This window comes from Cryobacterium sp. GrIS_2_6 (genome assembly GCF_035984545.1).
Classification (GTDB): Bacteria; Actinomycetota; Actinomycetes; order Actinomycetales; family Microbacteriaceae; genus Cryobacterium.
This window is the reverse complement of the sequence record NZ_JAXCHP010000001.1, coordinates 4188952-4202328: the sequence shown is the minus strand read 5'-3', so window position 1 is coordinate 4202328 and position 13377 is coordinate 4188952. Positions and strand designations below refer to the sequence as shown.

The following is a 13377-nucleotide window of genomic DNA, read 5'->3' as shown; positions in this document are numbered from 1 at the left end:
AAACACCTGCGAATCCTTTTCGCCCTGAGCCGCGACACGCCGTATGGGGCTGATTCCCGGGGGTTTCAGGCCACCGTCACGGGGTCACGTCGAAGATGCCACGAGCGCCCTTTTCTGCGTCCGACATCACATGGCTGACAAATGAGTAGTGCCCGGATTCCGGAAAGCTGAGCTCCACAAATCCTCCCTGCGCAGCGGCGAGATCCAGCACTTGCGCACCACCGGTACCGGTACTGCCGCCAGCGCGTAACAGGTAGTCGCCCTCCTTGAAGACCGAGTCGAACTGGCCGCCGACGACGTGGAAAGAACTGCCAACATTGGGTCCGGCGTCGAGCACCCACACGCGCACCCTGTCGCCAACCCGGGCGATGAGCGGCCGGTCGACGTACTGGTTGGCATACCCGTTGAAGGCGAGCAGATCGGGCTGTTGCGTTGCGACCCGCGCCGCGTCTACCTCCGCGCCCTGCGCCCCGAGGTAGAACTCAGACTGCACTAGGACGTACTCCGCCGAAACGGGGGCAAGACCCGGCGGATCGATGATCACGGCCCCGAACATACCGTTCGCGATGTGCGCCGACATCGGCATTGTCGAGCAGTGGTAGAGCCAGATCCCGGACCGTGAGGCCGTGAACCGGTACGTCAGGCTCTCCCCGGGCATGATGGTGCGCATCGGTCGGTCCGGGGCGAGACTGCCGGCGTGGAAGTCGATCGAGTGGTCGATGGTTCCGCCGTTGACAAAGGTGATCACGAAGACGTCACCGACGCGCCCGTGCAGGGTCGGTCCCGGCGCAGTCCCGTTGTAGGTCCACAGGGTCTGCTGCACGCCCGGCGAGACCTCCGTCTGGACGTTGGTCGCCGTGAGCGTGAGGGTGTGCACGGTCTCCGCGGATGCTGGTGTGAGCCTGGCATCGCGAGCGACAAAGTCGGCGGCGGGTTTCTTCATCAGATCCACGTCATCCGCAGCGGATGGCGCCGCCCTCGCTCCGGACCCCGACCCGGTACCGCCGCTCATGTCCATGCCACCTTGCTCGGTCCCCGCGGCCGCCGCCCCCGTAACGACGATCGCGAAGACCATTCCAAGCTGCTTGTGGCCAGCGATCGAGCACCAGCCGCTGATGGCTGTGCCGACGACTCCGGCGTTGACGACGGCGGTCGTTCCCGGACTGACTGAACCGGAGGTGACGCCAGTGTCCAGGACCAGGTTGTGCACCCGGTCGTCCGCGTTGGTCAGGTTGATCACGAGCGTGTCACCGACCGGGACAGATACGGAGTCCGGGCTGAACCTCATCCCGGCCATGGCCACGTCGATCGTCGTTGTGTGACCGGTCGTGGGCACGGACGTGATTGCAAGCCCGCCGGCCACACCGAGGGAGGCGGGCTCCATGGCCACCCCAATCGTTATGGCGAGAAGGAGCGCGCCGGCCGCTACGACGACCGACCCGGTGCGCCGCGGGTGCACCGGGCCGGCACCGGGGATGGGCGCGGAAACCGGGGCGACAACATCCGTTGAGCTGCGCAGCACACGGTTGGTCTTGAGCGCCCGGATCATCAGGATCAGGAACGAGGCCAGAGTGGCGACGACGAGGAGGGAAACCGCGACCTTCACGAGACTCGGGACCGGGAGGAGATAAATCACGAGACCGCCATTGACGACGACGACCCGGAACAGCGCACCTCGCTCCAATTCGCGGCTGGTCGCCTTCGAGACGCGCGGGCCGCCGCCGAGAACGACCGGCAGCAGATATGTCAGCGCGCCGAGCAGGACCTGCGCGGCAAATCCGACCAGAAAGGCGAGGATGAGCTGTTCGATCCAATCGGCGGCGACGGTCCAGCTGGAGGCGGTGCTGACGAGCAGGCCGAAGCCAGCCGTGCACAGGGTGAACCAGGCGAGGGCGCTGCCGATGCTCCAGCCAGCGAACGTCACGGCCGGCGCGACCCTCCCGTAGCGCAGAATGTCGGCGAGCACCCTCGCAAGCCCGGCGAGATAGGCGAGCACGCCGAGGCCCACGAGGAGTCGTTCCCCGAGCAGGCAGCCAAGGCCGAGCACGGCGAGGCCGGCGAGGAAGAGGGGAAGGGTCCACCGCGCCGCCGCGCGGGTGCCGTCGGCGACCCGCACGTGCAGGATGGTCGGCCACAGCAGGGCGACCGTCCCGATCACAGTCAGGCCGACCCAGCCGAGCAGGTTGAGTCCGATGTGCCCGATGAAGAGGCGCGCGTAGCTGTCCTCCGAGTCGTCCATGCGCGCCATCAGGACGCCGAGGGTCACCCCGATGGCGAGGCACGCTCCGGCCGCGACGTAGTAGCGAACGAGTGGCGCGAACCGGGACGGCAGCGCGCCGCGGGACTGCACGGCAAGGATCGTCGCGTGCGCAAGCGCGTTCGCGCCGACGAGGATGCCACCGGAGAGGACGATGGGCCACCAGCCGCCGATCATGCCGGTGATCACGAGCATGGCTCCGACGGTGTGGGCCGCGAGGCGCCAGCCGAGGGAGACGCGGCCGCCGGGAGCCGGGTGCCGGAGCAGCGTGTCTGCAAAGTGCTGGCTCCAGATCAGGACCGCGCTGCTGACGGCACCGAGCAGCAGCAGGTGCACCATCAGCCAGGGCGCGACCGGAAGGAACCGATGCACGATCACCACCACGAGGGCGAGGAACAGCCACGCCGGAACGAGGATGCCGGTGATGATGTGCCACAGCCGCCTGGTCATCGGCGCGTTCCCAGTGAGATCGTGGCACGGCCGCGCGGCGAGGCCGTGCTCGACGGACGCCTGGCGGGTTTCGGAGGCGCGCCCACGAGCACGGAGACGACGGAGACCCCCGCGAAGAGCAGTACGGCGACGATATTCGCGAGGCCGCCCCACTGCACCAGAACATCTAACCCTCTGGCGTCTCCGCCGACGACACGAACGAGCAGTGAAGCGTGCAGGAGGACAACCGGCCCGTACATCAAAGGACGATAGGGCAGCGGCCGGCGCAGCACGGCAGGCGGGATCGTCGGGGCATGCGCCATGATCATGGAGATCACGAAGCCGAGGAAGACGGAGTGCACCACGGCGTCATAGGCCGGGCCGACGTATCCGGGTCCCAACAGGATCCAGACTAGGCCGACGACACCCAGCCAGCCGTAGCCGGCGAGCAGGCACAGGGCCATGTAACGCGGCAGTCCCTTCGACCTGACAAGCCGCGTCGCCACGTCATATCGCAGGAGCCACGAGACGAGACCGAGCAGCGCGAGGCCAAGCACGGGGTATCCAAGGACAGGCCAGAGCAGTGCCAGCACGACGCCGGATGCCAGGGCCAGGGCCGCCGCGAGCAGCCACCGTTCGGCCCGCTCGTCGACGGTTGGTGAGATCCGGGCGAGTTCGAGGCGTTCCCCTGCGATAGTCAGGACAAGGAAGAGCGTCATCGCCGGGATGAGGTGAGGGACCGGGACACGCCCCCACCAAAGAATTGTCGCGGCGAGGCCGAGCAACGCCCCGAGGGCCTGAACGGCACTGGAAGTCGAGGGCTGCCGCGCCCAGATCGACCGATAAATCGCGAGCAGCACGATCGATCCGGCCACGAGGGCGATCTGGCCGACAAAGAGCGGAATCGGCGACATAAGCGCAATTCCGCCGGCGCCGAGGAGACCGGGAGACAGGAACGCCCAAGTCCGACGGATGGCGACCGCGCGTTCGAGAACAACGACCGTTCCGACAAAGCCGAAGACCATGAGCGGGCCGTGTACGTCGGCGAGGCGGGCTGCGATCACCGGTGCCGGCAGGCCAAGCAGAAGGAGTGCCCCGTCGAGTCCCGCAAGCAGGGCAAAGCCACTGAGGAGGAGAAGTACGAGGCGGCCGCCGCTTCGCCGGCTGGTCCGCGCCGGCAGGTAGTGGGACTCGGGCGACATCGTGACACTCCTCGAGCGTGGCCGCTCATCAATTAATCCGATTGGTTCGACCCTGCGCTGCGCAATGTCGAGACCGCATGTGCTTAAGCAGTGAGGTCCTCCGACCAGGTTCGGCATGCAATGACCTGGTGTCTTCTGGGCGACGCTATGCGAGCGGCCGATTCACGCCCGTGACCGGCGATCGGGTGCAGGCTGTGCCTGTTCCGCGGAGTTGTGGAGCTCTAGGCGTGGTGGTGGTCAGGGTGACCGGTTCGACGGTCATGAGGCTCTCCTACAGGTGGGATTCTGGTGATGATCTTAATTTTAGTGCATGTCTGTCCGTTTTATTCGACAACATCGATATCGGCGGTTGTGCGCTCGAATCGTTCCACGCGACCCCTACGTGTCAGGGTGAGTTGAGACCAGTAGCTCAGAGCAAGTCCGCTGTGTGACGTAAGCCGAGAATCAGGAAGTTTCGATCATGTCCAGCCCGTCTTCGATCGTCGTGCGCGACGATAGTGCGATGAGTAAAGAACAGCAGTCCCAGCCCGCGTGCGGGTGGTCCGACAGCCACGCGGTCGTTCACGCCCGTGCAGAAGCTTGATCATTTGGCCGCGTATGAGGACGCGATGACTCGGAACGGGGGCGGTGCGTATCTGCGCGAGCAGGGCAAACCGTGATGACCACCTACCGTGCCTTCACCCGCCGAGGAGTGTCCACCCGCGCTGCTGCGTCGGGGCTGGCGAGGAACTTGGGGTCAAGGCTGGTGCTGAAGCGTTCAGGGTTTCGAGCCCGGGCTCGAGCTAGGGTCGCGGACCTCTCGGCGGCTTTGCCGGCCGCGAGGCCGTAGTGGGTGCTCATCGTCGAACTTGTTGTACCAATGGATGTAGACACCATGGGCAGGCATCGTCAAATCATTCGGCCCGGGATCGGTCTCTGACGAGACGTCGAGCCCGGGCCGAACATTTCTGGTACCGCCGAAAATTACGCGGGTCGCACCGCCGTGAGCTCGCGAACGGCCGCGTACTGTGCCCGTACTTGGGGCGTTGACGCGGATCGATAGGTTTCACCCTCCGACAGTTCCCAAGCTGGCGGTCGCAGAGTGCCGAGCAGCGCCCAGGCGGCTTGTCGTGCCGCGCCGTCGGCAACGTATTCACCCTGGGTGGGCACGGTCACGGTAATGCCGAGAACGGCCGGCGCGATGCGGCGCACGGCTTCGGATTGGGCGCCGCCCCCGATCAAAAAGACACGGCGGATGGGTACGCCTTGTTCGCGCAGTGCGTCTAGTCCGTCGGCCATGGCGCAGAGCATTCCTTCGACGGCGGCCCTGGCGAAGTGTGCCGGTGTTGTGTTGACGGCGCGCAGTCCATGCAGGGCGCCGGTCGCGTTCGGTCGGTTGGGTGTGCGCTCGCCTTCGAGGTACGGGACCAGAACGAGCCCGTCGGCTCCAGCGGGTGCGGCCAGTGCGAGCGCGCTGAGTCCCGCGTGGTCGACTCCGAGCATACGGGCGGCCGCGTCGAGGACCTGGGCGGCGTTCAACGTGCAGGCCAGCGGGAGGAATGCGCCGGTCGCATCCGCAAAGCCGGTCACCATGCCGCTGGTGTCTGCGGTTGGTGTCGCGGAAATTGCCGACACGACCCCCGAGGTTCCGATCGAGATCGCGACGTCACCTTCGACCATGCCGAGGCCCAGGGCCGCGGCCGCGTTGTCACCCGCTCCAGCGCCGAGCACAATGCCTTCCGGAGTCTTTCCGGCCTGGGCTCCCGCCGGAATGACGCGCGGGAGGATCGCGCCGTGCCCGAGGCCTTGTTCAAGGAGGTCGAGCCGATAGTCGTTGCTGATTGGCGACCAGTATCCGGTGCCGGAAGCGTCCGAACGGTCGGTGGTCAAACGTGCGAGTCCAGCCGCTCCCGTTCCAGGGCCGTGTCCGGCAAGGCGCCAGGTGAGCCAATCGTGGGGAAGGGCCACCGCAGCCACCCTCGCAGCGTTCACTGGTTCCGCGTCGCGAAGCCAGCGGAGCTTGGTGACAGTCAGCGACGCGACGGGCACCGAACCGATGGCTTCCGCCCAGGCTGCGGCACCCGCGACAAGGTCGCCGGCGCCGAGTTCGCGGATCAGGTCGAGAGCCGCTGGGGCAGATCGGGTGTCGTTCCAGAGGAGCGCGTCTCGAACGACGGTGCCGTCGGAGTCGAGGGTGACCATTCCGTGTTGCTGGCCGCCGACAGCGATCGCCGCGACATCGGCCAGGCCGCCTGCATCCGTGATCGCGACCTGGAGGGCGTGCCACCAGTGGTCGGGGTTGACCTCGGTTCCGTTGGGGTGAGACGCACGCCCGGTGCGGACGAGGGCTCCGGTTTCGGCGTCCCGGATGACGATTTTGCAGGCTTGGGTGGAGGAGTCTACCCCGGCGACCAGCGTCATCGGGCACCGAGGGTTTCTGCGACGGGTGCCGCGGCCGGATCGGTCTCGTGGCCGAGCAGGATGGCGAGGGTGTGGCGGGCACCGAGTCGGTGCAGGAGCTCCAAGGCACGGTCGTACTCCGTCACGAAGATGACGTTTTCGATGAGGTCTCCGAAGAGGTCGCGGTCCCGGAGGAAGGAGTGCGGGTCGGTCGGATACCCGGCGGCACTGGCCATCACCCGTTCCTTGATCCGGTCGCAGACATCGATCGGCTCGCCCTCTTCGTCGATGCCCTCGGCGTAGCGCGCCCAGCTGGCCACGATGGCGGCCGACAGTTCGACGTGGCCGCCGACGGCGAGTTCGTCAGTGACGACCGGGAGAAGCCACTTCGGGATCCGGTCGGACGACTCGTTGCAAAGACGGGCGATGGTGTCTTTCACGCCCGGGTTGGAGAAGCGTTCGATGAGTTCGGTCTTGTAGTCCTCGAGGTTGATCCCGGGAACCGGCTTCAAGGTCGGTGTTCCTTCGCGATCCATGTAGGCCCGCAGGAACTCGGCGATCAACGGGTCGCCGGCAGCCTCGTGCACGAGCCGGTAGCCCATCAGATGCGCGAAGTAGCACAGGCCCTGGTGGCTCGCATTCAGTAGGCGCAGTTTCATCAGCTCGTAGGGCTCGACGTCGCTGACGAGCTGGGTGCGGCTTTCCTCATAGGGCGGGCGTCCGTCTGTGAAGGAATCCTGCAGTACCCACTGGAAGAACGGTTCGCAGACGACCGGCCACTGGTCCTCGGCCCCGAAGGTGCTGGCGACGAGTGCACGGTCGGCGTCGGTCGTCACCGGGGTGATCCGGTCGACCATGCAATTGGGGAAGCTGACGGATGCTTCGATCCAGGCGGCCAGTTCGGCGTCCTTGGCCGTGGCGAATGCGATGAAGGTGCGGTGGGCGACCTCGCCGTTGTTCTGCAAGTTGTCGCAGGACATGATGGTGAAGGGCGTGATGCCGCGGTCCCGGCGGCGGCGGAGTGCTTCGATCGTGATGCCGAAGAACGTGCACGGGGCGCTGTCAGGGATGAGGTCGGCCTGGATCTGCGGGTTGGTGAGGTCGAAGGCCCCGGTGACCGGGTGGATGTTGTAGCCGCCCTCTGTCACGGTGAGTGAGACGATGCGTACCGTCGGGCTGGCCATCCGTTCAATGACGGCTTCGACGTCGTCGGGCGCGAACATGTAGTCGATGATCGAGCCGATGACGCGGCCCTCGAGGTGTCCGTCCGAGTGCTTCTCGACGAGCGTGTAGAGGCCGTCCTGGGCTTTCATCACGTCGCGCATGTGGGCGTCGGACGGGAGGACGCCGATCCCGCAGATCGCCCAGTCCCTGGCGAGGCCCTGGCTCAACAGGTCGTCGATCACGAGCGCCTGATGGGCGCGGTGGAAGCCGCCGACGCCGAAGTGCATGATTCCGGCGGTGAGTCCGGTGCGATCGTAGCTCGGCACCGTGACGGTGCTGCTCAGTGTGTCCAGGTTTGCATTACGTAGCTTGGTCATTTTCTTTCCTTACGTGGTTCGCGGAAAATTGAAGAGGCGTATGAGATTGCGGGTCGCGTGTCAGCCGGCGATCAAGATGGGTTCCGCCTCACTTCGACAGTCGTCGTCGCTCGTGTCGCGGGCGGCAACGCCATGGAAGCCGGGCTGAGTCCCGCGGAGAACGGCGGCCATGATGGCGGCGACGAGGTAGAGCAGCGAGAACAGGATGACGAGGCCCATCGCGCCGAGGCTGCTGTAGAGCAAGGCGACGAGCAGCGGTCCCGCGAACACGGCCGCGCCGATGCCCAGGTTGTATGAGCTCATCGCGGCGCCGGGCTGCTTGGGAGCAAGGGAAACGGCGATGGCCGAGAGCGGCACGAAACCGGCCAGGCCGATGCCGAAAACAGCTCCGACGAGGAGGGTCAGGCCGTAGGCGAACGGCCAGCCCTGGCTGATTGCGTAGTCGGGCACGAAGTAGAGGCCCAGCATGGAAACAGCACACAGAACGGCTCCGTACCAAACCACCGTGCGGCTCCAGCCGACCCGATCACCCAGCGCGCCGAAGAACAGGTTGAACGGGATGTTGACGGCGTAGATGACGGTCGTCAGGATCAGGAACTGCCCGATGGACCAGTGGAACCGGTCGACGAAAAGTGCGGGGAAGAAGATCGCCATTCCGTAGGTCGGGATCGAGTTGATCATGCGGGTGAGCATGACCAGCAGCACCTTGGGCTTGGTCGCGAGCAGTTTGAGTCCATAGGTCAGTACCGTGAACACCTGGTCTGGGTTGTCGACCAAGGGCGCCCGACCGATCTTCTCCTTCACCCCGACCAGCGAGACGATGGCACCCAGCATGACCAGCACCAGCGAGACCCACAGGGTCTGGTACATCGAGAGGTGGAAGATGTCGAGGGTCGTCGTCGCGACGAGGGCACCCAGTGTGGGTAGTCCAGAAGTGAAAGCGACGTAGAACCAGCCAATGGAGCTGGCCATGTGTTTGGCGGGCGACGTTGCGGTAATCCAAACCAGGAACCCGTAGGCGAAGAACGGATAACCGAAGCCCCGCATGCCGTACGTGATAAATATGAGTACCACGTTGCTGGACGTCAGTGCCAGGACCAGGAAAGCGAGTCCGAAGAACAACCAAACGCCGGCGCCGATCATCATGACCCGGCGCGGACCCCAGAGGTCGGAGAGAGCGGCGGAAAAGAAGGCCGCGATGGCGACAGCGACCCCGTACACGGTGACGAGGCTGCCGACCATGGGAATCGAGAACCCGTGATCCTGGTTGAGGAACGGCGACAAGATGTTAGTTTCAACACCATCGCCGATCATGAAGAGTGCTAATCCAACAAATCCCCAGATGAGGGGGCGGGGTAGTCCGAGCCGGTCGATAAGCCCCTCCGGAGAGGGCTGCTGAGGCCTAATGGCCTGTGGATGCACTGCCTGAGATGCCATTATTCGCGTCCTTACGAAGGTCAATCAGTTTGTGAACGCCCCAAAACTAACACACAAAGCCACAGATCTAACACATTCGTGTGAAAAGACATCGTCAATCTGACATTTGACCTATTATTGACAACATGGACACTGAAAAGGTCGCCGGCATCGATGCCACCGCGGCATCTCGAGACGGGCTGACTGCGCCCGCACGGCGCGGCGAACTCATTCGTTACATCGATTCGCACGATATGGCCAAGATCGAGGACCTTGCCGGGGCTTTCGGAGTGAGCTCGATGACAATTCATCGAGACCTTGAAGTCCTGTCCAGGGAAGGGCTCATCGAACGCGTGCGGGGCGGCGCCCGAACCCTCCCCCAAGCCTTCTCAGAGCTGGACGTTCACGTACGCCGCCGCACAAAGGTTGCGGAGAAACGAGCTCTAGCCCGAGAGGCATCAGTCCTCATCCACGACGGCGATATCGTCGGTTTCGACGATTCCACCACCGTCGCGGCGATGTTCGACCAGATCGACGCCCACCGCCCATCGGCCGTCATCACACACTCGCTGGGGCTTATGCACAGCATCACCAGGCTCCATCCCGAAATCACCCTTGTCGGCCTCGGCGGCCAGTATTACCCGGAAACCGACTCCTTCCTCGGCGGCGTGGTCGTGGAACAGACCAAACGGGTCTCGGCCGACGTCGTCTTCGTCTCCACCACATCGCTGAAAAATGACGCACTGTTCCACCCCGACGCAGAAGCCGCCCTGACCAAGAAGGCCGTTATCGGCATGGGCGACCGCAAGGTCCTCCTCATGGATTCAACAAAATTCGAAGCCAGAGGGCTTTACCACGTGGTCGACCTCAGCGCCTTCGACGACATCTTCGTTGAGTCGACGCTCTCCGCCGAGCACCGGGCCGAACTCGACAAACTCTCTGTGAACGTGCACTACGTCGAGACGACGAAGGGTGACATCCGCCTCGACTCAGGTCCGGCCACGCGGCTGTGATGGGAGCGATGAGCGAGTGATCACACCGGTCAGGAACGCATGGCCGTGTGCATCGTTGTCGATGAATTGGTGCGCGCGGAAACTTGCTTCACGTCCGTCGAACCGTCTTATGAGTTCAGGGGGCTCGCCGTTGACCTCAATGCCGCGTCGATCAATGCCCCGGCCGCCGACGGCATCGGGATTTTCGGCACGGGCGGCGCTCGGTCCGGCACCGGCAGCATGCGCATGTGTCGAGCAACTCGGATACGTCATCGAAGGGCGATGGCTCAACCTCGCGCTGCCGCAATAGTAGAAGAACACTGCGGAGGCTCGACTTCCACGACACCGCAACGAGAGCCTCAAGGCGGCCAGAGAGAGATCTTGACACGGCCCCGCGGGTTTGATCATCGCAGCGGGCGGCTGGATCGTTCGGCAATGCGGAGATTCTCCGACGTGCGGCCTACCGACTGCGTTCAAACCATTCCCTATCCGGTACACACATGAAAACACGGGAAAGCGGCGGATATCGTCTGTTGAACTGACCTAAAATGCTGATTAGGCCCGTTTCGGCCCGAAAGAGTGTGCCCCTGGAGGGATTCGAACCCCCCACCGTTTCCTTAGGACACTACCGAAGTCGATCACTTTTTGCGTCCGCAGCGCTCGAGGGGATACGAGGCTCGACAAACGGTTTTTAAGGGAGAGACTATGTAGCGAATCCGTTGGTTCGCCCGACGGCTCCGCCCCCGATTCTCCTCACCTGCGCCAACCTCAAAAGGACCCGACCATGACATACATCACCCCGTCGGTGATCGTTTTCGACGTCAACGAAACCCTCTCCGACATGTCCCCCCTGAAAGCCCGGTTCGTGGATGTCGGCGCCCCGGCGCACCTGGCCCGGATCTGGTTCGCCACGCTGCTCAGGGACGGGTTCGCCCTCGCCGCCGCCGGTGGCTCGGCGAAATTCGCCGTCATTGGCTCCGAGATCCTGCGCGGATTCCTCCGTGACTCCGCCCTGTCCCGCAGCCTCGACGATGCGGTGAATCACATCATGGACGGCTTCGGCACATTGAGCGTGCACCCGGACATCGCGGAGGGTATCCGGGCTCTGAAGAGCATGGAAATGCGCCTCTTTACCTTCTCCAACGGGTCCGCTCAGGTGGCGGAGGCCTTGCTGGCCGGGGCGGGCCTCCGGAACGACTTCGAAGACCTGCTCACGGTTGAGGACGCACCCGCGTGGAAGCCGGTACGGGCCGCGTACGACTATGCCGCTGATGTCTGTGGGGTCCAACCGGCCGACATGCTCCTGGTCGCCGTGCACCCCTGGGACATCCACGGAGCGGCCCAGGCGGGCCTCCGCACCGCGTGGCTGAACCGCACCACCGAGAGCTACCCCGACTATTTCGCGGCGCCGGACTACACCATCACCTCCCTCGGCGAGCTTGCCACCCGCCTCGCACACGACCCCGTACGCACAACCCGCGAAAACTGACCATCCAGCCCGAATCAACGAAATAAACTCACTCATGGAATTGAATCACCTGGATCTCATCAATCGCCGCGGAATCGTCACGGGTGCCGGACAGGGCATCGGTCGAGCGCTCGCCCTCGAATTCGGTCAACGCGGAGGTCACCTGCTACTGGTCGGCCGGCAGCTGTCCACGCTCACCGAAACCGCCCGGCTCGTGGCTTCCCTGGGCGGAACGACCGAGATCCTGGTCGAAGACCTGACCCAGCTCGGCGCCGTGGAGCGGATCGCGCACGCGGTTGCGTCCTGGAGCAGCCTCGATCTCCTCGTCAACAACGCCGGCAACGTGCGCGCGGGCAGGCTCGACCTCACCGCCGATGCGGATGTCCACTCGATGATCGGTCTGAATCTCACCGCCCCAATCCTGCTGACCAAGACCCTGCTGCCCAGGCTTCGGCAGAGCGGGAAGGAACGCGGCAGCATCCTCCTAAACGTTTCCAGCGGGATTGCGCTCGTCGGCATGCCCTTCTATGCGGTCTATGCGGCAACGAAATCGGGCATTTCGCAGTTCGGAGAATCGCTTCGCCGCGAGTTGATCGGAACGGGAGTGCATGTTGCGACCGTCTATCCCGGAGCGACCGACACGGCCATGATGACCTCACAGAACGCCGGTTCCGATCTCGGGTGGGGACGAAGCAGCCTGGCTGACGTCATCACCGAGCTCATTGCCGCGCTGGAGGCCGGCGCGCATGAGATCAACACCGCACCGGAAAGCCGCCGTGCGATGCAGCAACTGAACATCACTGACCCCCTGGCGGTGGATGCGGCCCTCGAACCCAACCTCGAGGCCCTCGAACTCGCCGTACGCGACCACCGCAGCATCTAAGCGGTCGCGCCACCGGCACGGTCAGGCACCCTACACTGCGTGAACGCACCAGCCTCCTCATTCCACCCCCGCGTGAGGATGGCGGCGCGGATTTTGGCGGCCGTCGACGACCACTCGTCAACGGCGTGGGCGGCGTGCAACTGCTCAGCCATGCTGATCGCGCGGTCGAGCGCGACCCAGCACATCAGCTTCGAAGAGAGGAAGTGCCGCGGCTCGCCGCGGACTTCACAGATGCCGTTGTCCGGTTGTTCCCGCTGGCGCGCGGCAGCATCGGCACCTGCAATCAGGAACTCTCGTGTGGCGGGCTCAATTTCGCCAAGCTGCCGTCGGTGATCGTGTCCGGCATCGACAGGGTGAGCCGCCCGGACCCTCCCGTGGCCACGGAGCCGGAAACGATCTCGCTGAAGATGGGCACCACCAGACCGTATTCCGGACGAGGCCGATATGTCACCGACATCCAGCTCATCCCTTGTCGCTGTTGGATCGCCACCGTCGTCGGAGACGGTCGTGTCGATGACGATTTCGGATTGCAAGGTACGGTGCACGGGGCATGTGGCGGCGATTTCTCGTAACCGCTGACGCTCGGCTCGGCTCTCACCTCGCAGATGGGCGAGGTGTTCCGGATCGGCTGGCGCACCGATTGTCGCGACGTCGCACACCTTGGGGATGCGGTCGGTGACGGCGAGCACCGCGGCGCCGCCCAGCGAGTGCCCAATCAGAAGGGAGGGCGCCGCGTGGTGCTCTCGCAGATAATCGGGCCGCCGCGAGATGCGCACGGCGATGCGGGGGAACGGTTCTGCGGGTGTCGAT

10 protein-coding genes are annotated in these 13377 nt (G+C 64.7%); 4 read left to right on the top strand and 6 right to left on the bottom strand.

All coding sequences use genetic code 11. The features are described from left to right. Window positions 1-76 precede the first annotated feature (76 nt). The 5 genes from RCH22_RS20345 to RCH22_RS20325 all read right to left on the bottom strand — a co-directional run bounded on the left by RCH22_RS20345 (window position 77) and on the right by RCH22_RS20325 (window position 9245). A complete protein-coding gene (locus RCH22_RS20345; RefSeq protein ID WP_327015397.1) occupies window positions 77-2707 on the bottom strand; it encodes a multicopper oxidase domain-containing protein in 2631 nt (876 codons plus the stop codon). Then, window positions 2704-3888, bottom strand: coding sequence for a hypothetical protein (locus RCH22_RS20340; RefSeq protein ID WP_327015396.1), 1185 nt, complete (start codon window positions 3886-3888; stop codon window positions 2704-2706). Before RCH22_RS20340 ends, RCH22_RS20345 begins: the two co-directional genes overlap by 4 nt. Before the next feature lie 963 nt (window positions 3889-4851). After that, window positions 4852-6288: a xylulokinase gene (xylB, locus tag RCH22_RS20335; RefSeq protein WP_327015395.1), complete on the bottom strand. Its 1437-nt coding sequence runs from the start codon at window positions 6286-6288 to the stop codon at window positions 4852-4854. After that, window positions 6285-7808: a mannitol dehydrogenase family protein gene (locus RCH22_RS20330; protein WP_327015394.1), complete on the bottom strand. Its 1524-nt coding sequence runs from the start codon at window positions 7806-7808 to the stop codon at window positions 6285-6287. The genes xylB and RCH22_RS20330 overlap by 4 nt, the downstream gene beginning before the upstream one ends. Before the next feature lie 60 nt (window positions 7809-7868). After that, complete coding sequence (locus RCH22_RS20325; protein ID WP_327015393.1) at window positions 7869-9245, bottom strand: MFS transporter; 1377 nt, start codon at window positions 9243-9245, stop codon at window positions 7869-7871. 125 nt (window positions 9246-9370) lie between these two features. Here RCH22_RS20325 and RCH22_RS20320 point away from each other — a divergent pair, with 125 nt between their 5' ends. The 3 genes from RCH22_RS20320 to RCH22_RS20310 all read left to right on the top strand — a co-directional run bounded on the left by RCH22_RS20320 (window position 9371) and on the right by RCH22_RS20310 (window position 12567). Further along, window positions 9371-10237, top strand: coding sequence for a DeoR/GlpR family DNA-binding transcription regulator (locus tag RCH22_RS20320; RefSeq protein ID WP_327015392.1), 867 nt, complete (start codon window positions 9371-9373; stop codon window positions 10235-10237). A gap of 763 nt (window positions 10238-11000) precedes the next feature. Next, entirely contained in the window at window positions 11001-11705 is a 705-nt protein-coding gene (locus RCH22_RS20315; RefSeq protein WP_327015391.1) for a haloacid dehalogenase type II, read from the top strand. A gap of 34 nt (window positions 11706-11739) precedes the next feature. After that, window positions 11740-12567: an SDR family NAD(P)-dependent oxidoreductase gene (locus RCH22_RS20310; protein WP_327015390.1), complete on the top strand. Its 828-nt coding sequence runs from the start codon at window positions 11740-11742 to the stop codon at window positions 12565-12567. Here RCH22_RS20310 and RCH22_RS20305 read toward each other — a convergent pair. Beyond that, window positions 12564-12800, bottom strand: a complete 237-nt coding sequence (locus RCH22_RS20305) for a glycoside hydrolase family 15 protein (RefSeq protein WP_327015581.1) — start codon at window positions 12798-12800, stop codon at window positions 12564-12566. The two genes, RCH22_RS20310 and RCH22_RS20305, sit on opposite strands and share 4 nt — an antisense overlap. Here RCH22_RS20305 and RCH22_RS20300 point away from each other — a divergent pair. After that, on the top strand, window positions 12702-13139 hold the full coding sequence (locus RCH22_RS20300; RefSeq protein WP_327015590.1) for a hypothetical protein: 438 nt from the start codon (window positions 12702-12704) through the stop codon (window positions 13137-13139). The two genes, RCH22_RS20305 and RCH22_RS20300, sit on opposite strands and share 99 nt — an antisense overlap. Window positions 13140-13377 lie beyond the last annotated feature (238 nt).

Bases quoted from the DNA above. Each gene is read 5' to 3' on its own strand.
- RCH22_RS20325 (WP_327015393.1), bottom strand. From the start codon at position 9,245: ATGGCATCTCAGGCAGTGCATCCACAGGCCATTAGGCCTCAGCAGCCC.
- RCH22_RS20330 (WP_327015394.1), bottom strand. From the start codon at position 7,808: ATGACCAAGCTACGTAATGCAAACCTGGACACACTGAGCAGCACCGTC.
- RCH22_RS20320 (WP_327015392.1), top strand. From the start codon at position 9,371: ATGGACACTGAAAAGGTCGCCGGCATCGATGCCACCGCGGCATCTCGA.
- RCH22_RS20310 (WP_327015390.1), top strand. From the start codon at position 11,740: ATGGAATTGAATCACCTGGATCTCATCAATCGCCGCGGAATCGTCACG.
- xylB (WP_327015395.1), bottom strand. From the start codon at position 6,288: ATGACGCTGGTCGCCGGGGTAGACTCCTCCACCCAAGCCTGCAAAATC.
- RCH22_RS20340 (WP_327015396.1), bottom strand. From the start codon at position 3,888: ATGTCGCCCGAGTCCCACTACCTGCCGGCGCGGACCAGCCGGCGAAGC.
- RCH22_RS20315 (WP_327015391.1), top strand. From the start codon at position 11,001: ATGACATACATCACCCCGTCGGTGATCGTTTTCGACGTCAACGAAACC.
- RCH22_RS20345 (WP_327015397.1), bottom strand. From the start codon at position 2,707: ATGACCAGGCGGCTGTGGCACATCATCACCGGCATCCTCGTTCCGGCG.